Source organism: Staphylococcus sp. MI 10-1553, from assembly GCF_010365305.1.
Lineage (GTDB): Bacteria > Bacillota > Bacilli > Staphylococcales > Staphylococcaceae > Staphylococcus.
The window spans coordinates 320800-342273 of the sequence record NZ_CP048279.1; the positions used below are offsets into that span (position 1 = coordinate 320800).

The 21474-nt window shown below is 41.8% G+C and carries 21 protein-coding genes and 1 pseudogene; 4 read left to right on the forward strand and 18 right to left on the reverse strand.

Translation table 11 applies throughout. From position 1 onward, the window contains the following. Positions 1–156: 156 nt before the first annotated feature. Together ssuE and GZH82_RS01400 are read right to left on the reverse strand one after the other, a co-directional pair. Complete coding sequence (gene ssuE, locus GZH82_RS01395) at positions 157–696, reverse strand: NADPH-dependent FMN reductase (protein WP_162680979.1); 540 nt, start codon at positions 694–696, stop codon at positions 157–159. 330 nt (positions 697–1026) lie between these two features. Continuing rightward, a complete protein-coding gene (locus GZH82_RS01400) occupies positions 1027–1521 on the reverse strand; it encodes an isoprenylcysteine carboxylmethyltransferase family protein (protein ID WP_162680980.1) in 495 nt (164 codons plus the stop codon). Between the two features lie 264 nt (positions 1522–1785). Here GZH82_RS01400 and lip point away from each other — a divergent pair, with 264 nt between their 5' ends. Further along, complete coding sequence (gene lip / locus GZH82_RS01405) at positions 1786–3858, forward strand: YSIRK-targeted triacylglycerol lipase (RefSeq protein ID WP_162680981.1); 2073 nt, start codon at positions 1786–1788, stop codon at positions 3856–3858. A 55-nt stretch (positions 3859–3913) separates the two neighbouring features. On the opposite strand, the gene GZH82_RS01410 is transcribed toward lip, so the two are convergent. Together GZH82_RS01410 and lqo are read right to left on the reverse strand one after the other, a co-directional pair. Then, the gene (locus GZH82_RS01410; protein WP_162680982.1) at positions 3914–4015 is read right to left on the reverse strand and encodes an SE2200 family small protein; all 102 of its coding nucleotides are present in this window, start codon (positions 4013–4015) and stop codon (positions 3914–3916) included. Between the two features lie 13 nt (positions 4016–4028). Continuing rightward, positions 4029–5522 carry an L-lactate dehydrogenase (quinone) gene (gene lqo / locus GZH82_RS01415; protein WP_162680983.1) on the reverse strand — a complete coding sequence of 498 codons (1494 nt, stop codon included), beginning with the start codon at positions 5520–5522 and terminating at the stop codon, positions 4029–4031. Positions 5523–6278: 756 nt separating this feature from the next. Here lqo and GZH82_RS14555 point away from each other — a divergent pair. Further along, positions 6279–6368, forward strand: a pseudogene (locus tag GZH82_RS14555) (KxYKxGKxW signal peptide domain-containing protein); the annotation flags it as partial. 1481 nt (positions 6369–7849) lie between these two features. On the opposite strand, the gene GZH82_RS14410 reads toward GZH82_RS14555, so the two are convergent. The 14 genes from GZH82_RS14410 to GZH82_RS14130 form a co-directional block, all read right to left on the reverse strand. Further along, entirely contained in the window at positions 7850–11179 is a 3330-nt protein-coding gene (locus GZH82_RS14410; protein WP_203232829.1) for a hypothetical protein, read from the reverse strand. 39 nt (positions 11180–11218) lie between these two features. After that, positions 11219–11497, reverse strand: coding sequence for a hypothetical protein (locus GZH82_RS01425; protein ID WP_162680984.1), 279 nt, complete (start codon positions 11495–11497; stop codon positions 11219–11221). Positions 11498–11536: 39 nt separating this feature from the next. Beyond that, positions 11537–11848 (reverse strand): hypothetical protein, encoded by a 312-nt coding sequence (locus GZH82_RS01430; RefSeq protein ID WP_203232830.1) that lies wholly within the window; start codon positions 11846–11848, stop codon positions 11537–11539. A 21-nt stretch (positions 11849–11869) separates the two neighbouring features. Then, positions 11870–12430, reverse strand: a complete 561-nt coding sequence (locus GZH82_RS01435; RefSeq protein ID WP_162680986.1) for a hypothetical protein — start codon at positions 12428–12430, stop codon at positions 11870–11872. Then, positions 12388–12681, reverse strand: a complete 294-nt coding sequence (locus GZH82_RS01440) for a hypothetical protein (protein WP_162680987.1) — start codon at positions 12679–12681, stop codon at positions 12388–12390. The genes GZH82_RS01435 and GZH82_RS01440 overlap by 43 nt, the downstream gene beginning before the upstream one ends. 88 nt (positions 12682–12769) lie before the next feature. Beyond that, positions 12770–13693, reverse strand: coding sequence for a hypothetical protein (locus GZH82_RS01445; RefSeq protein ID WP_162680988.1), 924 nt, complete (start codon positions 13691–13693; stop codon positions 12770–12772). 234 nt (positions 13694–13927) lie between these two features. Then, positions 13928–14356, reverse strand: a complete 429-nt coding sequence (locus GZH82_RS01450) for a hypothetical protein (protein ID WP_162680989.1) — start codon at positions 14354–14356, stop codon at positions 13928–13930. Between the two features lie 39 nt (positions 14357–14395). After that, a complete protein-coding gene (locus GZH82_RS13825; protein WP_203232831.1) occupies positions 14396–14548 on the reverse strand; it encodes a hypothetical protein in 153 nt (50 codons plus the stop codon). A gap of 39 nt (positions 14549–14587) precedes the next feature. Continuing rightward, a complete protein-coding gene (locus tag GZH82_RS13830; protein WP_203232832.1) occupies positions 14588–14863 on the reverse strand; it encodes a hypothetical protein in 276 nt (91 codons plus the stop codon). A gap of 231 nt (positions 14864–15094) precedes the next feature. Further along, positions 15095–15616 carry a hypothetical protein gene (locus GZH82_RS13835; RefSeq protein ID WP_203232833.1) on the reverse strand — a complete coding sequence of 174 codons (522 nt, stop codon included), beginning with the start codon at positions 15614–15616 and terminating at the stop codon, positions 15095–15097. Positions 15617–15655: 39 nt separating this feature from the next. After that, positions 15656–15931, reverse strand: a complete 276-nt coding sequence (locus GZH82_RS14415) for a hypothetical protein (protein ID WP_203232834.1) — start codon at positions 15929–15931, stop codon at positions 15656–15658. A gap of 39 nt (positions 15932–15970) precedes the next feature. Beyond that, the gene (locus tag GZH82_RS14420) at positions 15971–16141 is read right to left on the reverse strand and encodes a hypothetical protein (RefSeq protein ID WP_275401866.1); all 171 of its coding nucleotides are present in this window, start codon (positions 16139–16141) and stop codon (positions 15971–15973) included. A 21-nt stretch (positions 16142–16162) separates the two neighbouring features. Further along, on the reverse strand, positions 16163–16789 hold the full coding sequence (locus GZH82_RS14425) for a hypothetical protein (protein WP_162680991.1): 627 nt from the start codon (positions 16787–16789) through the stop codon (positions 16163–16165). A 39-nt stretch (positions 16790–16828) separates the two neighbouring features. Further along, positions 16829–17350 (reverse strand): MSCRAMM family adhesin SdrC, encoded by a 522-nt coding sequence (locus GZH82_RS14130; RefSeq protein ID WP_238989706.1) that lies wholly within the window; start codon positions 17348–17350, stop codon positions 16829–16831. On the opposite strand from GZH82_RS14130, the gene GZH82_RS13855 reads away from it, so the two are divergent. Continuing rightward, positions 17280–20153, forward strand: coding sequence for an LPXTG cell wall anchor domain-containing protein (locus GZH82_RS13855; RefSeq protein WP_238989682.1), 2874 nt, complete (start codon positions 17280–17282; stop codon positions 20151–20153). The two genes, GZH82_RS14130 and GZH82_RS13855, sit on opposite strands and share 71 nt — an antisense overlap. A gap of 111 nt (positions 20154–20264) precedes the next feature. After that, on the forward strand, positions 20265–21464 hold the full coding sequence (gene secY2, locus GZH82_RS01510; protein ID WP_238989683.1) for an accessory Sec system protein translocase subunit SecY2: 1200 nt from the start codon (positions 20265–20267) through the stop codon (positions 21462–21464). Positions 21465–21474: the final 10 nt, after the last annotated feature.

Here is a 21474-nt window from a genome sequence, read left to right on the forward strand (position 1 = left end):
CTCACTTTAATTAATAGATTATTCTGCTATTACCTTCACTATTATACTATATTTTTCGAATTTCCGATTTTTATTTACGGAAAAACCGTAGATAGCATTAAATTAGATATAAAAAAAGACCCAACCATCAAAGTTGAGTCTCCTTTTTAATTTGGATTAATCCGTAACTTGTGATTTATCGTTAACAAATTTTTTCAATGTTTTATTTAATGCGTCGTCAGCTTCTTGATCGAATGCATATGTGCCGTCTTCGTTATATGTGATGTGTTGGTCTAAGATGAAGCGACCTTTATGAATCGTATCGGCACCGAGTTCTTTAATGACAGGGTCTAAACTGTATTGGAGTGCCAACACGTGCGCAAATGAACCTCCGACAGCTAAAGGCAATACAGTTTTGCCAGCGAAAGCGCTACGAGGTAGTAAATCGAGATATGTTTTTAAAATACCTGAATAAGCGGCTTTAAATACAGGAGATACGATGATAATGCCATCTGATGCTTCAATAGCTTGATGTGTGGCATGAATAGATTCATTCGTAAAGTCAGCAGTCATCAATGCTTTTGCGTCGAGTTGATGGACTTGGATCACTTCCGTATCAATACCCGCTTGATTGAGATAACGTTCTGCATAATGGATGACACCTGTCAGACGTGATGCCACTTTTTGACCGCCTGCAATAATGGTTACTTTTGCCATAAAAAATCCTCCTTCGTTTCAACAAGATAGATGATTAACTTTCTTCCTATTATAACAAGTCAACATAGAAATGTATTTCAGAGTGTTTAGTGTTGTTTTGCTTGAGAAACTGGAGTAATCTTGAAATTTAAATACAACCAATAAATTCTAATAAAATAAAAGATTGATTAAAATAAATGGTATGATGTGTTTACCCTGTTTATAAAAAATGCACTATATAATGGTAAGAATACGGTGTGATCAAAGTGGGCACCAGTTCAGAAAGATATCTTGAAAAATAAAAAACACATGTCGAAATGGAGCATGAAAGCCTTCAACATGTGCTAATTATTATAGTGACATGAGCTTTTCTTCTTGGCGAATACGAACGAACAAGAAGTAAGCGTACGGAATCAATAAGATAGATGTGTATGTCGCATGAGTAAGCAACAGAACACCGATTAATTCTGGAATAATATTCAAATAGTAGTTCGGATGTTTCGTAATGCGGTATAAGCCTGAACGAATGATAGGGTGGTCTGGCAAAATATACAATTTCAATGTCCAAATCGGTCCTAAAGTTTTAATAACGTGGAATAAAACAAGGTAAGCCAGTATAAGGATAATCAGACCTACAGTATTCATCAAACGCCATGTGTCATGGTTCAATAACGTCTCAATTGCTGCACCGACATAAATTAAAATATGTGTGATTGCTAGCCATTTCGAGTTTTTTTCGCCGTAAGCTTGCGCGCCTTGTTGAACAAGTTGCTTCGAATGCTTGATAGAAATAGCAAGGCTAAACAGACGAATAATAAAGAAAATCAGTAAAATAATAAAAGCCATGGTGTGCCTCCCAATTAAATCAAATCAATTTATTCTTATATTTTATAGTTTGCCATTTCCAATTGCTATTAACTAATTATTAAATATATAGAAACTAACAACATTTTTGGCGTATTGAAAGGGTTTTATATAACTAATATGTAAAACATAATATAAATTAACAGTTAAGCATAAGAATAATACAGTTAGGCAAAAGTTGAATATTTTGATATGTTCATTTGGTATATTAATAACATGGTAAATCCAATTTAAGGGGGAATAAAATTGCAGAAATTCAATAAACGTAACACTTTTGCACTTAGAAAACGATCCATGGGTGTTTCTTCCGTTATGATTGCCACGGGGTTGTTTATCATCGCGGGGCAAGATGGACAAGCAGCTGAAAATGCACAATCGAATGACGCACAAGTAGTAGATGTCCAACAACAAGACATCACTCAAAAGCCACAAGAATCGAATGATACACCAACTACTAACGACTCAGCCTCGTTGGAAGTACAACTTAAAAGTCAACCCGTCACATCTGGCGACAGCGATACGTCTGCATCGGAAACAACCAGCAATGATCAAACATTTCCTCAAATCTCCTCACCTACAGAATTAGAAGATAGTCCTACTGAATCAACACCAAACGTATCGCAACCAGAGTCACAGCAGGAAGTAGATCCGGAATATTCAGTCGTGAAGCGAGATGATGAAAAACAAAAACCAGAAATAGACCCGGAATATTCAGTCGTAAACCGAGATGATGAAAAACAAAAACCAGAAATAGACCCGGAATACTCGGTCGTGAAGCGAGATGGTGAAAAGCCAAAACCAGAAGTAGACCCGGAATATTCAGTCGTGAAGCGAGATGATGAAAAGCCAAAACCAGAAGTAGACCCGGAATATTCAGTCGTGAAGCGAGATGGTGAAAAGCCAAAACCAGAAATAGACCCGGAATATTCAGTCGTGAAGCGAGATGATGAAAAGCAAAAACCAGAAGTAGACCCAGAATACTCGGTAGTCGATCGACAAGGCAAAGATAAAGCAACAGCGCAGAAGCCTCAAACAAAATCAGCAGACAAAGATAAAAAGATCGTTGCGCCAAAGTCAAAGGTGACGACACCGCCTGCAAGACAAGCGACATCGGAAGGACAGACTCAAGCGCAAGCTGCACCGACGCTTGCTGAACAAGTCAAATCTATCGTTAAGGGCGACTATTTAAATGCAGACCCGATTATTTTTGTGCATGGTTTTAATGGTTTTACCGGTGACAATGCGCCTGAAAGTTCGAACTACTGGGGTGGATCGAAATACAAAATGATTGAAGACTTGCGCAATGCGGGTTACAACGTGTTTGAAGCGAGTGTCAGTGCTTATGGTAGTAACTGGGACCGTGCTGCTGAACTTTATGCTTACATTAAAGGTGGCGTGGTGGACTACGGAGCCGCACATGCTAAAAAATATGGACACGCGCGTTATGGTAGAACGTATGAAGGGATTTTACCAGATTGGGCACCAGGTCAAAAAATTCACTTGGTCGGTCATAGTATGGGGGGGATGACGATTCGTTTGTTTGAAGATTTAATCAGAAATGGGGATCAAGAAGAGCGAGATGACTATGAAAAACATGGTGGGACGCTAAGTGATTTGTTTATGGGTAACCACAAAGACATGATTACTTCGATTACGACGATTGCGACACCACTTAGAGGCACAGTGGCTGCTGATGATTTAGGTAATACGGACTTCGTTAAACGTCTCTTATACCAAATGAATATGATGCGCGGTAGTACAAACAAAGAAATTGATTATGGTTTGAGACAATGGGGTTTAATACAAAGAGAAGGCGAGACGTACAGTGAATATGTAAAACGCGCGAGTCAAAGCCCACTGTTCACTTCAACAGATACAGCACTTTATGACCTCACACGTGAAGGTGCAAGAACATTGAATGCGCGTGTAGATTTGAATCCTGACATTTATTACAAGTCGTATACTGGCGCAGCGACAAATGGCACGATATTCGATACACAAATAGCCGATGCATATTTGTATGGCTTATATTGGATTACTGCTGACCTTATTGGTGCGACAGCTGATCCGGAGTGGCGAGTGAATGATGGTCTCGTTTCAGTCATTTCCTCACAATTCCCTGGAGATGAAGCGTATCAGTATATTAACTTTGATTCAGATATTATGAAAGGTGTTTGGCAAGTGACACCGATTTTGGATGGTTGGGATCATGTCGATTTCATTGGTGGAGACACACTTGATTGGCATCATCCAGGTGTAGAATTACAAAAATTTTATCATGACTTAGTGGAAGACTTAGTACGTAAAGAGGACGAATAGCACATAAGAAAAGCCCAACATCTCTGTCATAGAAATGTCGGGCTTTTTGCATGCTTTAGTATTCAATATTTGGTGCTTTATTCACGTGTTGTTGATAACGTTTTAAAGCGTAAAATGCTGCAGTGAGTACAGTTGCAACGATAACTAATTTTTTCATATTGGCAACTCCTTTACTCGTAATAGTTTAATTCTAAGTCTTTAGAAGTTTGTTGACGTGTTTTTCTCATTAAGTCAACATCTTCAATTAATGATTTACCATAAGATGGAATCATTTTTTGTAACTTAGGTTTCCATTCAGCTTCGTAGTCAGCAAAGTTTCTTTCTAACACTTCAAGTGCGACAGAAACAGATGTAGAAGCCCCTGGCGATTCGCCAAGTAAAGCGATAACAGTATGGTCTTCAGAGTTCACCACTTCAGTACCAAATTGGATGAATCCTTTTCCGTATTCTTTAGTGTCTTTAATGACTTGAACACGTTTACCTGCTGTGTATAATTCCCAATCTTGATCTTTTGCTTCTGGGTAGAAAGTACGTAAGTGGTTCATACAACCTTCTTTTGTCATTAAGATTTGATCGATTGAGTATTTAATTAATGGTAAGTTTTTCGCAGCTGCAGCAAGTAAAGTTGTGATGTTGTATGGTTTAACTGATTTGAATAAATCTAAGTTTGAACCATTTTTCAAGAATTTAGGGCCGATGCTTGCGAAAGGTCCGAATAATAATGCTTTTTGACCGTTAATGTAACGTGTATCTAAATGCGGTACAGTCATTGGTGGTGTACCAGGGGGTTCTTTACCGTAAACTTTCACCCCATGTTCTTCGATAACATCTGGGTTTGTACACATTAAGAATTGACCTGTAATAGGGAAACCACCTAAGTGTTTACTTTCAGGGATACCTGTTTTTTGTAATAAAGGAATCGCACCGCCACCAGCACCAATGAAGATGTAGTCAGCAAGTTGAACTTGTTTTTCTCCAGTATTGCGGTTAACAATCGTTACTTCCCATTTGCCATCTAAACGACGGTTGAAGTCTTTAACTTCGTGGTTGTAGTGTACGTCCGCATGGTCATGATTTTCGATACTTTTTGCCATTTTGCGTGTTAATTCACCAAAGTTAACGTCAGTACCTTCATCAATTTTACTTGCAGCCATGATGTCACTAGCATTGCGACCTTGCATCATCAGTGGCATCCATTTTCTCATGACTTCAATATCTTCAGTGTATTCGATATTGTCGAACATTGGGAATGCCTTCATTTTGTTGTAACGATCTTTTAAGAATTGAACGTTATTTTTCCCTCTTACAAAACTAATGTGAGGAAGTGGGTTGATGAAATCTCTTGGTGTATCAATGTTTTTACTTTTAACAAGATAGCTCCAGAATTGTTTAGAAATTTCAAACTCTTCGTTAATCTCTTTTGCTTTTTCGATGTCAATTGAACCGTCTGGTTGTTTTACAGTGTAGTTCAATTCACAAAGTGCAGCGTGACCTGTACCGGCATTGTGGCGTTCGTTTGAACTTTCCACACCTGGACGATCTAAACGCTCATATAATTTAAGATTCCAATGCGGCTCTAAATCTTTAATCATTGAGGCGAATGTCGTACTAAGTACACCGGCACCAATAATGACGATGTCTTTTGAATCTGATTGAGTTGGCATACATAATCACCTTTCATTGTTTGTATAGTAAGGAATACACATCATATTCCTGAGTAAATATGATTGATGTCACAGTCCTTAAAATGACTCCATACTTTATTATAATACATTTTTATACATAACGAAAACGAATCACACACATATAAAACATCCATTAAAGTATAAAGTCATCATAAGTTTGAGCCATCTTTTTTGAATCGTTAATTCAATAATAAGGCTAATAAAGGTATGAATCAATGCTTTTTCTATTCATTTGAGGTAATTTCAAAATTTTACTATATAAATGCGCAATATGCCCTAACAAAAAATAGAAGTTCCGTATGATTTGTGAGGTTGTGAAAATTAATGTCATCCAACACGTGACAAAGGTTAAGTATGATGACGAAAGCGTTTTTTTAAATAATTTAGTAGTCAATTGTACGTTTTAATGGTATAAATTTAATATTTTATTAGACGTCGTTTATATAATCGTAGTCTATATAAACACAACTTACGTAAGTTAAACATCAATGAAGTCTTTTATTTTTCTATATTTTTTCAAAGACGATTCCCTAAAATTTACAAATACAAATTTCCATACAAAGAAATAAAAAGTATTTATATATATCTAGATTTTCAAATCAAGAATTAGATTATATTCTAAATTAGATAACGATTAATATTCTATTGCGCGATGAAATGAAAGGTATTATTATCTTATATAGGCTGCGATGACAAGTTCTAGTTTTATGGAAATTATTTAATGGGAGTTTTGCAATGACAAGAAAATTTAGGGAATTTAAAAAAAGTTTAGGACAAGAAAAAGCAAGAGTGAAACTTTACAAATCTGGAAAGGAATGGGTAAAAGCCGGTATTAAAGAGGTACAACTCTTAAAAGCCTTGGGTTTACCCTTTTTGAGTCGAGATATTGTAAAAAATGAAAAGGGCGAAGTCACAACGCGCTTTGGTGAAAAAGTTAAAAAGCATGCGATGCAAACCACTGCCATCGCTGGGGGTATGTTTACTGTTAACATGTTGCATGACCAACAAGCGTTCGCCGCATCAGATGCACCTATGACTTCTGAATTAGCAACAAAGAGTCAAACAATCGGGGACCAAACATCTATTGCTATAGATAATTCGGTCTCTAGTGAAAGTGGTAGCTCAAGTGTTGCTGAAAGTAGCAGTGAGGTCACATCTGAAAGTGAAAATAGTCAGAAAGATGTAGAAAGTGTTTCAGCCTCAACATCATTATCAACATCTGAATCTATCTCTGTGAGTACATCCGTATCGCAGTCAACAGAACTTGATCAAAAGCCATCTGCTGATAAACAGCTTTCTCATTCTGATCAACATGACCATTCAACAATAGAAGGTTCAAAATCTGCTTCACAAGAAAGTACATCTCACCGTGATAGCAAAACTTCTACGTCAATGAATCAGAAAATTCAAAATTCAGCATCATCTACAAGCACATCTCAAGTAGAGCGCCAATCAGTATCTGAATCGTCATCACAGTCGTTATCAGTAGCACCCACATCTGAATTACCAGTCTTAAATTCAGTTGTTTCACCAGTCAACCCGGTAGCTACAGAAATGGGAGACACTGCGTTTAGAGTTGCACTTGCACAGAAACATGAAAAGATAAGACACCATGGTAAGGGTAAGGATCCGCGTAATAGTACGGTTATTGCCGGTGATATATACGTCTATTATGAATTACAAGTGGAAAGTGATGGTCATAACGCTATCTTCAAATACACGGTATCTTATGATGACCCAACGACAGCGTCTACTGAGTCATATCAACATTTACGATATAACAATACTGTACTTAAGAATACGACTGAAAATTTCACTAGTATGTTGAAGCTTGGACCAGGTTATGGAAAACCAACTCATGTTACACAAGGTTTAACAGGTCAAGGATATCAAAGCGAATTTGTTACTAAACCTAATACACATCCTGAAAGACTTCCAATACAAGGGAATCCAAAACAGGGTTATCATTGGACTACGGGTAAAATGGCCCCAGGGGATCTTAGGGATGGTTATGGTTTAACGGCTGTCATTGAAGTACCTATCTTAAACCCAGATGGTAACTTACGTTATGAATTCACACCATATGGTACATATGATAAAGCTGTTGGTAGTGGAACAGGGAAAAACTATTTTACAGATGTTATTAAAGATACGGATCCATTTAAGAAGTATCACCCTAGAGAAGCAAAATCAATTTCGCAAAGTCGTGTTGCATCGACATCATTGAAAAAAGCACAATCGACGAGTCTGATTGAGAGTCAATCTGCGGCTGAATCTCAAAGGGTATCTCAATCGATAGCGAAGAGTCAATCTACTGAAGCATCGAAATCAGCATCGATAGCGAAGAGTGTATCAGAATCGATAAGCACTATAGCGTCTAAATCAGCATCGGTAGCGAAGAAAGAGTCGGAATCGAGAAGTACAGCGAAATCGAATTCAGAACGCTTAGCAAGTGAGTCAGCGTCTAGAAGCACAGCGAAGTCGAATTCAGAACGTATAGCAAGAGAGTCAGCGTCTAGAAGTACAGCGAAGTCAAACTCAGAACGTATAGCAAGAGAGTCAGCGTCTAGAAGTACAGCGAAATCGAATTCAGAACGTATAGCAAGAGAGTCAGCGTCTAGAAGCACAGCGAAGTCGAACTCCGAACGTATAGCAAGAGAGTCAGCGTCGAGAAGTACAGCGAAGTCGAATTCAGAACGTATAGCAAGAGAGTCAGCGTCTAGAAGCACAGCGAAATCGAACTCCGAACGTATAGCAAGAGAGTCAGCGTCTAGAAGTACAGCGAAGTCGAATTCAGAACGTATAGCAAGAGAGTCAGCGTCTAGAAGCACAGCGAAGTCGAACTCCGAACGATTAGCGAGCGAGTCAGCGTCGAGAAGTACAGCGAAGTCAAACTCAGAACGTATAGCAAGAGAGTCAGCGTCTAGAAGCACAGCGAAATCGAACTCCGAACGTATAGCAAGAGAGTCAGCGTCTAGAAGTACAGCGAAGTCGAATTCAGAACGTATAGCAAGAGAGTCAGCGTCTAGAAGTACAGCGAAGTCGAACTCAGAACGCTTAGCAAGTGAGTCAGCATCGACAAGCACAGCGAAATCGAACTCAGAACGATTAGCGAGCGAGTCAGCATCGACAAGTACAGCGAAGTCAAACTCGGAACGTTTAGCGAGCGAGTCAGCATCGACAAGTACAGCGAAGTCAAACTCGGAACGTTTAGCGAGCGAGTCAGCATCGACAGCGGCATCGACATCAAAATCGATAGCAGATAGTGAGTCAATGTCAACAGTGGCATCGACATCGGAATCAAACTCAGTATCGACAGAGGAGAGCGAATTGGTTTCGACAAGCGAATCGTTATCGAACTCAGAAAGCTTAGAAAGTGAGTCAGCGTCGACAAGTACTTCTGACTCTATGAGTACATCAACATCAGAGAGCACGTCAACATCAACAAGTCTTTTAGCGTCAGGATCTGTTAGTACGTCAGTATCGACAAGTGAGTCAGCGTCGACAGCAGCATCGACATCAGCGAGTGAATCAGCATCAACAGCAGCAAGTGAGTCAGTGTCAACAAGCGAATCACAAGCTAAGAGTGAATCAGCGTCGACAGTAGCATCGACATCAGCGAGTGAATCAGCGTCAACAGCAGCATCGACAGCAGCGAGTGAATCAGCGTCAACAGTGGCATCGACATCAGCAAGTGAATCGGCGTCAACAGCGGCATCGACATCAGCGAGTGAGTCAGCATCGACATCAGCAAGTGAATCAGCGTCAACAGCAGCATCGACAGCAGCGAGTGAATCAGCGTCGACAGTAGCATCGACAGCAGCGAGTGAATCAGCGTCAACAGCAGCATCGACATCAGCGAGTGAATCAGCGTCGACAGTAGCATCGGCATCAGCAAGTGAGTCAGTGTCAACAGCAGCATCAACAGCAGCAAGTGAGTCAGTGTCAACAAGCGAATCACAAGCTAAGAGTGAATCAGCGTCGACAGCAGCATCAACAGCAGCATCAACAGCAGCAAGTGAATCTGCGTCAACAGCAGCATCAACAGCAGCAAGTGAGTCAGTGTCAACAAACGAATCACAAGCTAAGAGTGAATCAGCGTCAACAGCAGCATCGACAGCAGCGAGTGAATCTGCGTCGACAGTGGCATCGACATCAGCAAGTGAGTCAGTGTCGACAGTAGCATCGACATCAGCAAGTGAATCAGCGTCGACAGCAGCATCGACATCAGCGAGTGAATCAGTGTCAACAGTGGCATCGACATCAGCAAGTGAGTCAGTGTCAACAAGCGAATCACAAGCTAAGAGTGAGTCAGCGTCGACAGCGGCATCGACATCAGCAAGTGAATCGGCGTCGACAGCGGCATCGACATCAGCAAGTGAGTCAGTGTCGACAGCAGCATCAACATCAGCAAGTGAATCAGTGTCGACAGCAGCATCAACATCAGCAAGTGACTCGGCGTCAACAGCAGCATCGACAGCAGCAAGTGAATCGGCGTCGACAGCAGCATCAACATCAGCAAGTGAATCAGCGTCAACAGTGGCATCGACATCAGCAAGTGAGTCAGTGTCAACAAGCGAATCACAAGCTAAGAGTGAATCAGCGTCGACAGTAGCATCGACATCAGCAAGTGAATCGGCGTCGACAGCGGCATCGACAGCAGCGAGTGAGTCAGCGTCGACAGCAGCATCGACATCAGCAAGTGAATCTGCGTCAACAGCAGCATCGACAGCAGCATCGACAGCAGCGAGTGAATCAGCGTCGACAGTGGCATCGACATCAGCAAGTGAGTCAGCGTCGACAGTGGCATCGACATCAGCAAGTGAATCAGCGTCGACAGCAGCATCGACATCAGCGAGTGAATCTGCGTCAACAGCAGCATCGACATCAGCAAGTGAGTCAATGTCAACAAGCGAATCACAAGCAAAGAGTGAATCAGCGTCGACAGTAGCATCGACATCAGCAAGTGAATCGGCGTCAACAGCAGCATCAACAGCAGCAAGTGAATCGGCGTCAACAGCGGCATCAACATCAGCAAGTGAATCAGCGTCGACAGCGGCATCGACATCAGCAAGTGAATCAGTGTCGACAGCAGCATCAACAGCAGCAAGTGAGTCAGCGTCGACAGCAGCATCGACATCAGCAAGTGACTCGGCGTCAACAGCAGCATCGACAGCAGCAAGTGAGTCAGTGTCAACAGTGGCATCGACATCAGCAAGTGAGTCAGTGTCAACAAGCGAATCACAAGCTAAGAGTGAATCAGCGTCGACAGCAGCATCGACATCAGCGAGTGAGTCAGCGTCGACAGCAGCAAGTGAATCAGTGTCGACAAGCGAATCACAAGCAAAGAGTGAATCAGCATCGACAAGCACATCAGTATCTGGAAGCGAGTCAACATCAGTAAGTGGCTCAACATCAGAATCGTTGGCAAAAGCAAGTGAGTCTGCATCAACAAGCGAGTCACAAGCTAAGAGTGCATCAGCATCGACAAGCACATCAGTATCTGAAAGCGAGTCAACATCAGTAAGTGGTTCAACATCTGAATCGTTAGCAAAAGCGAGCGAATCAGCATCAACAAGCGAGTCACAAGCTAAGAGTACGTCGACATCAACAAGCACGTCACAATCAGAAAGCACATCAGTATCTGAAAGTACATCAGCATCAGATTCAGCACGTCAAGCGAGCGAATCAGTATCGACAAGCGCATCAGTTTCTGAATCGCAACGATCATTGAGCGAGTCAGCATCACAAAGTGAGTCGACATCAAATAGCGAGTCTGTATCGAACTCAGCATCAGCAGAGAAGAGTGCATCAGCGTCAACAAGTGAATCACAAGCAAAGAGTGAATCAATGTCAACTAGTATCTCTGACTCTATGAGCACATCGGCGTCAACAAGTGAATTACAAGCAAAGAGTGAATCATTATCGACAAGCACGTCACAATCAGAAAGCACATCAGTATCTGAAAGTACATCAGCATCAGATTCAGCACGTCAAGCGAGCGAATCAACGTCAACGAGTGCATCAGTATCTGGAAGCGAGTCAACATCAGTAAGTGGCTCAACATCAGAGTCGTTGGCAAAAGCAAGTGAGTCGGCATCAGTAAGCGAGTCACAAGCTAAGAGTGCATCGACATCGACAAGCACGTCACAATCAGAAAGCACATCGGTATCTGAAAGTACTTCAACATCAGTAAGTGGATCAACATCAGAATCGTTGGCAAAAGCAAGTGAGTCGGCATCAACGAGCGAGTCACAAGCTAAGAGCGCTTCAACATCAACAAGCACGTCGCAATCAGAAAGCACATCAGCATCAGATTCAGCACGTCAAGCGAGCGAATCAGTATCGACAAGCGCATCAGTATCTGAAAGCGAGTCAACATCAGTAAGTGGCTCAACATCAGAGTCGTTGGCAAAAGCAAGTGAATCAGCATCAACAAGCGAATCACAAGCTAAGAGTGCGTCAACATCGACAAGTGCATCAGTTTCTGAATCGCAACGATTAGTGAGTGAATCAACATCAGTGAATGATTCAATTATCAATAGTGCATCGGTTTCAGCAAGTACTTCGAAATCAACAAGTACTTCAACGTCTGCGTCAGTGAGCCATGAAAGTGAATCTAATGTGAAGAGTGCGTCCGCATCAGTGAGTACGTCAAGCTCGACGAGCCTATCAACATCTGATGTAGCAGCACAAGCAAGCACGTCAGCATCAACAAGTACTTCAACAGTGGTGAGCGAGTCGACATCGATGAGTACATCAACATCAACAAGTGCGTCTGCTTCGGCATCGACAGCAGGTTCAACAACAAGTGGACCGAATAGCGCAAGTGAATCAGCGTCAATTAGTGATTCAATGTCAACAGTGGCATCAGCATCTGTAAGCACATCAATGACAGATTCAACAAACCAAGCAAGTGCGTCAACGTCAGTGAGTGAATCCGTTGAAAATAGTACGTCAGAATCAATGCAGGCGTCAGTATCAACGAGCGAATCAGCATTAAATTCAGTTGATAGCGCAAGTACGTCGGCATCAGTAAGTGATGTTGCGTCAGCAAGTACATCTGCATCAGTGAGTACATCTGAATCGACTGAAATGAGCAGTCAAACATCAGTGACACCAACAGAAAGTCAATCATTGTCAGTGAGCACATCAGATTCAGAAAAAGCATCACAATCTGTATCAGCAAGTGCAAGTGATTCAACGAATCAATCAACATCAGTGCGTCAATCAACGTCAGTGAGTGCATCAACAAGTGAATCAGAAAACAGTGTAAGTGCATCAACGTCGAAAGCAGATTCAGTATCGGCAAGTACATCACAATCAACAGTTGAGTTAGCAAGCGCAACAAGTGCAAGTACATCAGCGAGCACATCAAAATCAATAAGTCTTTTAGCGTCAGAATCTGTGAGCAATGCAGATAGCTCAACATCGACAACTGAGTCAACATCAACAGGCGAATCAGAAACTAAGAATACGTCAGTATCGACAAGTGCGTCACAATCTGAGAGCACATCAGTATCTGAAAGCGAGTCAACATCAGTAAGTGGTTCAACATCTGAATCGTTAGCAAAAGCAAGTGAGTCGGCATCAGTAAGCGAGTCACAAGCTAAGAGTGCATCGACATCGACAAGCACGTCACAATCAGAAAGCACATCCGCATCTGATAGCAGCAAAAATGGTTCAACGATGAATAGTGCATCAATTTCAGCAAGTACTTCGAAATCAACAAGTACATCGATGTCCGCATCAGTAAGCCATGAAAGTGAATCAAATGTGAAGAGTGCGTCAGCGTCAGTGAGTACGTCAAGCTCGACGAGCCTATCAACATCTGATGTAGCAGCACAAGCAAGCACGTCAGCATCAACAAGTACTTCAACAGTGGCGAGCGAGTCGACATCGATGAGTACATCAACATCAACAAGTGCGTCTGCTTCAGCATCGACAACAGGTTCGACAACAAGTGAAACAGGTCCGAATAGCGCAAGTGAATCAGCGTCAATCAGTGATTCAATGTCAACAGTGGCATCGGCATCTGTAAGCACATCAATGACAGATTCAACAAACCAAGCAAGTACATCAACATCAATCAGTGAGTCTGTTGAAAATAGTACTTCAGAATCAATGAAGGCGTCAGTATCAACGAGCACATCGGCATTAAATTCAGTAGAAAGCGCAAGTACGTCCGCATCTGTAAGTGATATTGCGTCAACAAGTACATCTGCATCAGTGAGTGCATCTGAATCGACTGAAATGAGCAGTCAAACATCAGTGACACCAGCAGAAAGTCAATCATTGTCAGTGAGCACATCAGATTCAGAAAAAGCATCACAATCTGTATCAGCAAGTGCAAGTGATTCAACGAATCAATCAACATCAGTTCGTCAATCAGCGTCAGTGATGACATCAACAAGTGAATCAGAAAACAGTGTAAGTACATCAACGTCGAAAGCCAACTCAGTATCGGCAAGTACATCACAATCAACAGTTGAGTTAGCAAGCGCAACAAGTGCAAGTACATCAGCGAGCACATCAAAATCAATAAGTCTTTTAGCGTCAGAATCTGTGAGCAATGCAGATAGCTCAACATCGACAACTGAGTCAACATCAACAGGCGAATCACAAGCTAAGAGCGTGTCAGCATCGACAAGTGCATCAGTATCTGAAAGTACGTCAACATCAGTAAGTGGCTCAACATCAGAATCGTTGGCAAAAGCAAGCGAGTCGGCATCAACAAGCGAATCACAAGCTAAGAGCGCTTCAACATCAACAAGCGAATCACAAGCTAAGAGCGCTTCAACATCGACAAGCACGTCACAATCTGAAAGTACATCAGCATCAGATTCAGCACGTCAAGCGAGCGAATCAACGTCAACGAGCCCATCAGTATCTGGAAGCGAGTCAACATCAGTAAGTGGCTCAACATCAGAATCGTTGGCAAAAGCAAGTGAATCAGCATCAACAAGCGAATCACAAGCTAAGAGCGTGTCAGCATCGACAAGCACGTCACAATCTGAAAGTACATCAGCATCAGATTCAGCACGTCAAGCGAGCGAGTCAGCATCGACAAGTGCATCAGTATCTGAAAGTATGTCAACATCAGTAAGTGGATCAACATCAGAGTCGTTGGCAAAAGCAAGTGAGTCTGCATCAACAAGCGAATCACAAGCTAAGAGCGCTTCAACATCGACAAGTGCATCAGTATCTGAAAGCGAGTCAACATCAGTAAGTGGCTCAACATCAGAATCATTAGCGAAAGCAAGCGAGTCTGCATCAACAAGCGAATCACAAGCTAAGAGCGCTTCAACATCGACAAGCACATCACAATCTGAAAGTACATCAGCATCAGATTCAGCACGTCAAGCGAGCGAATCAACGTCAACGAGCCCATCAGTATCTGGAAGCGAGTCAACATCAGTAAGTGGCTCAACATCAGAATCGTTGGCAAAAGCAAGCGAGTCGGCATCAACAAGCGAATCACAAGCTAAGAGTGTATCAGCATCGACAAGTACTTCAACATCTGAAAGTACATCAGCATCAGATTCAGCACGTCAAGCGAGCGAATCAACGTCAACGAGCCCATCAGTATCTGGAAGCGAGTCAACATCAGTAAGTGGATCAACATCAGAATCATTAGCAAAAGCAAGTGAGTCTGCATCAACAAGCGAATCACAAGCTAAGAGTGCGTCAGTATCGACAAGTGCATCAGTATCTGAAAGCGAGTCAGTATCGACAAGCGCATCAGTATCTGGAAGCGAGTCAACATCAGTAAGTGGTTCAACATCTGAATCGTTGGCAAAAGCAAGTGAGTCTGCATCAACAAGCGAATCAGAAGCTAAGAGTGCGTCAGCATCGACAAGTGCATCAGTATCTGAAAGCGAGTCAACATCAGTAAGTGGTTCAACATCTGAATCGTTAGCAAAAGCGAGCGAATCAACGTCAACGAGCGCATCAGTATCTGAAAGTACGTCAACGTCAGTGAGTGGCTCAACATCAGAGTCGTTGTCAAAAGCAAGTGAGTCGGCATCAGTAAGCGAGTCACAAGCTAAGAGTGCGTCAGTATCGACAAGCACGTCACAATCTGAAAGTACATCAGCATCAGATTCAGCACGTCAAGCGAGCGAATCAGCATCGACAAGCGCATCAGTATCTGAAAGTACGTCAACATCAGTAAGTGGCTCAACATCAGAATCGTTGGCAAAAGCAAGTGAGTCGGCATCAACAAGCGAATCACAAGCTAAGAGTGCGTCAGCATCGACAAGTGCATCAGTATCTGAAAGCGAGTCAACATCAGTAAGTGGCTCAACATCAGAATCGTTGGCAAAAGCAAGTGAGTCTGCATCAACAAGCGAATCACAAGCTAAGAGTGTGTCAGTATCGACAAGCACGTCGCAATCTGAAAGCACATCAGCATCAGATTCAGCACGTCAAGCAAGCGAATCAGCATCGACAAGCGCATCAGTATCTGAAAGCGAGTCAACATCAGTAAGTGGCTCAACATCAGAGTCGTTGTCAAAAGCAAGCGAGTCTGCATCAACAAGTGAATCACAAGCTAAGAGTGTGTCAGTATCGACAAGCACGTCACAATCAGAAAGCACATCAGTATCAGATTCAGCACGTCAAGCGAGCGAATCAGCATCGACAAGCACGTCACAATCTGACAGCGCATCAGTATCTGAAAGTACGTCAACGTCAGTGAGTGGCTCAACATCAGAGTCGTTGGCAAAAGCAAGTGAGTCGGCATCAACGAGCGAGTCCCAAGCTAAGAGTGCGTCAGTATCGACAAGCGCATCAGTATCTGGAAGCGAGTCAACATCAGTAAGTGGATCAACATCAGAATCGTTGGCAAAAGCAAGTGAGTCTGCATCAACAAGCGAATCACAAGCTAAGAGCGAGTCAGCATCGACAAGTGCATCAGTATCTGGAAGCGAGTCAACGTCAGTGAGTGGCTCAACATCAGAGTCGTTGGCAAAAGCAAGTGAGTCGGCATCAACGAGCGAGTCCCAAGCTAAGAGTGCGTCAGTATCGACAAGCGCATCAGTATCTGGAAGCGAGTCAACATCAGTAAGTGGCTCAACATCAGAGTCGTTAGCAAAAGCAAGCGAATCAGCATCGACAAGTGCATCAGTATCTGAAAGCGAGTCAACATCAGTAAGTGGCTCAACATCAGAATCATTAGCGAAAGCAAGTGAATCAGCATCAGTAAGCGAATCACAAGCTAAGAGCACTTCAACATCGACAAGCACATCACAATCTGAAAGTACATCAGCATCAGATTCAGCACGTCAAGCGAGCGAATCAACGTCAACGAGTGCATCAGTATCTGGAAGCGAGTCAACGTCAGTGAGTGGTTCAACATCAGAGTCGTTAGCAAAAGCAAGCGAATCAGCATCGACAAGTGCATCAGTATCTGAAAGCGAGTCAACATCAGTAAGTGGCTCAACATCAGAGTCGTTGGCAAAAGCGAGTGAGTCTGCATCAACAAGCGAATCAGAAGCTAAGAGTGCGTCAGTATCGACAAGCACATCAGTATCTGAAAGTACGTCAACGTCAGTGAGTGGTTCAACATCAGAGTCGTTGGCAAAAGCAAGCGAGTCAGCATCAACAAGCGAATCACAAGCTAAGAGTGCGTCAGTATCGACAAGTGCATCAGTATCTGAAAGCGAGTCAACATCGACAAGCGCATCAGTATCTGGAAGCGAGTCAACATCAGTAAGTGGCTCAACATCAGAATCGTTGGCAAAAGCAAGTGAGTCAGCATCAACAAGCGAATCACAAGCTAAGAGCGCTTCAACATCGACAAGCACGTCGCAATCTGAAAGCACATCAGCATCAGATTCAGCACGTCAAGCAAGCGAATCAGCATCGACAAGTGCATCAGTATCTGGAAGCGAGTCAACATCAGTAAGTGGCTCAACATCAGAATCGTTGGCAAAAGCAAGTGAGTCAGCGTCAACAAGCACGTCGCAATCTGAAAGTACATCAGCATCAGATTCAGCACGTCAAGCGAGCGAATCAGCATCGACAAGTGCATCAGTATCTGAAAGTACGTCAACATCAGTAAGTGGCTCAACATCAGAGTCGTTAGCAAAAGCAAGCGAATCAGCATCGACAAGTGCATCAGTATCTGGAAGCGAGTCAACATCAGTAAGTGGATCAACATCAGAGTCATTAGCGAAAGCAAGTGAATCAGCGTCAACAAGCACGTCGCAATCTGAAAGCACATCAGCATCAGATTCAGCACGTCAAGCAAGCGAATCAGCATCGACAAGTGCATCAGTATCTGAAAGCGAGTCAACATCAGTAAGTGGCTCAACATCTGAATCGTTGGCAAAAGCAAGTGAGTCTGCATCAACAAGCGAATCACAAGCTAAGAGCGCTTCAACATCAACAAGCACGTCACAATCTGAAAGTACATCAGCATCAGATTCAGCACGTCAAGCGAGCGAATCAGCATCAACAAGTGATTCTATGTCAACAAGTCAATCTAATTCGGCAAGTCAATTGGCATCAATGTCGGAAAGTGTGACAAGTGCTTCAACATCAGCAAGTACATCAACATCAATGAGCACGTCAACAAGTCAGTCAGAATCAGCGAAAGTAACATCAACAGGTCAACCACCAACATCAGATTTACCAAGTGCGGTAATTAGTGGATCGATGAGTATGTCCAATTCGTACAAAGTGCCTACAAATGTTTCTGAATTGTTGAGTGAATCCGTGAGTGCGTCTACGAGTTATTCTCAAGTTACGCAATCAACAAGTGCTGCAAGTGTAAGTGCGAAAGAGAGTCAATCTATTTCTACTTCACAAGTGATGAGTGAATCGATGCAAGTTCAAAGCAGTACATCTATGAGCACAGCTGTTTCAAATGCGCAATCAGTAAAAGCGTCAGATTCGACATCGGTACAATCATCTGTACAAGCAAGTGAATCAGCAAAAGCATCAACAAGTACATCAATGAGTACTGCAATCAGCAATTCTCAATCAATGAGCTTATCAGCTGATCAATCAAACACAGATGCTTCAACGATGAGTGCTTCTGAAAGTGCAAGTGTAAGTACATCTATCAGTACTTCTCAAAGTGATGCATCATCTCAACACGCTGTAGAAAGTGCATCAGCATCTGCTTCTACATCAGCGAGCGATATGATGAATGATAAACATAGCGAATCATTATCGACAAGTACATCTACGCAACAGTCATTAAGTATGTCTAAAGTAGATTCAGCATCGGCAAGTGACTCTACTTCAACTTCTAAAGTCGAGAGCGTTAAGTCGAGCGTATCAACAAGCATTTCTAATAATAACTCAACAAATCAGTCATTATCAGTAAGTGCTTCGACAAGCTTATCGTTATTGTTTAATGACATCAGAAGTCAATCAGCAAGCGCATCAATGAGTACATCATTGTCAACGAGTGCGATTTCGAGTATGACAACGCATCAATCACCAAGCACAGTTGCATCAGAATCAGTGTCGGCAAGTACTTCATCAAGTGATTCAACAGTTGCATCAGCATCAGTAAGTACTTCATCAAGTCAATCAGGATTATTGAGCCAATCTACTCAAACATCAAATAATCAAGTGATTTCTGAAAGTACTTCAACGAAAGTGTCACAATCTCAATCAGAAGTTGCATCGACATCAGCAAGTGCATCAATGTCTAAAGCGGCAGAACAATCTGTACAGCATTCATTAAGTGATTCGGCATCAACTTCTAAGTCAAACAGCTTATCAAGTTTTGATAAAGCATCACAACAAGCAGTTGAAAGTGCTTCAACATCAACATCTGTGGGTGAAAAAGCATCAACAAGTGCGTCAATGAGTACATCGGCAAGTGCATCTGCTTCAGCGTCTATGTCAACAACTGCATCTGAAAACAAAGCATCAACTGCATCGAATGTAAACAGTCAATCAGTAAGTGCTTCAAACAGTGCTATGGCAAGTGAAAAAGCATCATTGTCGAATCATGAATCGTTGTCGACAAGTGCATCTGCTTCATTAACTGAGGTAGAAAAAGCATCAGCAAGTGCGTCAACAAGCGTATCAACAAGCGCATCAGCATCAACATCAATGTCAGTTCACGCTGCTGAAAGTACATCATTATCAGCGACTAACTCAATGAGCGCATCAACAAGCATGTCAACAAGTACATCAAACAGCTTATCGACATATGAAAGCTTATCTGTAAGTCTTTCTGTTAAGGATTCTCAATCAATGCGTACATCGACAAGTGCGTCAACAAGTGCGTCAACGAGTGCGTCAACGAGTGCTTCGACAAGCACATCAACAAGTACGTCAATGAGTACATCAGCAAGTGCATCAATGCGTACATCAACAAGTGCGTCGACAAGTGCATCAGCATCTATGAATGAGAACACGAGTCATTCAATGACGTCTTCTGAATCAATGCAGTTACCAAGTCACAATACAGCGCAATCAACTGACAAACAGGCACAAGTGACAAAAGAAACTTTACCAGACACAGGTCAAGCTACGAGTCAAAGTGGATTGTTTGGCGCAGTTGCAGCAATGTTAGCTGGAATTGGATTGATCAAAAAGTCTCGAAAAGACAAAAAGGATGATCATTCATCATCTGAACAATAAGAAGTTCAAACATGGTAAAAGGGGCTAACATGATACAGGTCAAAGCTAGCCCCTTTGACCCCATGTTTTATTTAAAAGAGGGTTAATGTGAAAAATAATATATTTCAACGTATTTTCCAACAATACGAATACAAAATTTTACACAAAAGAATATTATTCACAATTTTTGTTTTATTGATATACATATTAGGTAGCCACGTTCCCATCATCCCTGCGCAAGCAATGCGACACCATGATAATGGGTTTTATAGGCTTGCTGTGTCTAATATGGGAGGAGATGTGTCTATACTCAATGTTTTTTCTCTTGGATTAGGTCCTTGGTTAACAGCCATGCTGATTATTAGTTTATGGTCTTATAAAAATATTGAAAAATCTATGAGACAAACGCGGGCGGAAAAGCATTTTAAAGAAAAGTTTCTGACTTTGGCATTGAGTGTGATTCAAGGTGTCTTCGTCTTAAATCAATTCGTTTACCATAGTCAATTAAAGCAGTTCAATATGCTACTTTTATTACTTATTTTAATAGCGGGTGCAATGATGATGGTCTGGTTAGCTGATCAAAATGTGAGGAACGGCATTGCAGGGCCGATGCCAATCGTAATGTTGAGTATTGTGAGATCTATTTTTAATCAGCAAGGTCCCAAATTGAAGATAGAAACGTATGAATTAATCATCGTGGTGGTGTTAATTATTTTGGCACTGTTTACTTTATTATTGATTGAGTTGGTTGAATACCGTACAGATTATCTAGACATCATGGATATTTCAAATAACAGTACAGTCAATTATTTAGCCTGGAAAATTAATCCAGGTGGAAGTTTGTCCATTATGATTAGTTTGTCTGTTTTTTTCCTATTAAATAGTATAGTGAATTTGATTTTAAAGTTTACTTTAGGACATCCACATCATATTAGAATATTTTCCTTCGATCATTATATAGGAATCAGTGCCTACTTATTATTACAGATGATTTTAGGTTACTTTTTGTCACGCTTATTAATCAACACAAAGCAGAATACGAAAAAATTTTTAAAGAATGGAAACTATTTTGTGGATGTGAGACCGGGTAAAGAGACCGCTGCTTATCTCGATAAAATGGCTAGAAGGGTATGCTGGTTCGGAACGTTAATTGTTGGAGTAATTATTGGTATTCCATTGTATAGTTCATTATTTATCCCACATTTATCACAACAAATCTATTTAGCAGTTCAATTGATAATTTTAGTTTATATCGCTATTAATATCGCTGATACATTTAAAACATATCTCTATTTCGATAAGTATCAGCGCTTTTTAAAAAAATATTGGTGAGGCGTTTATT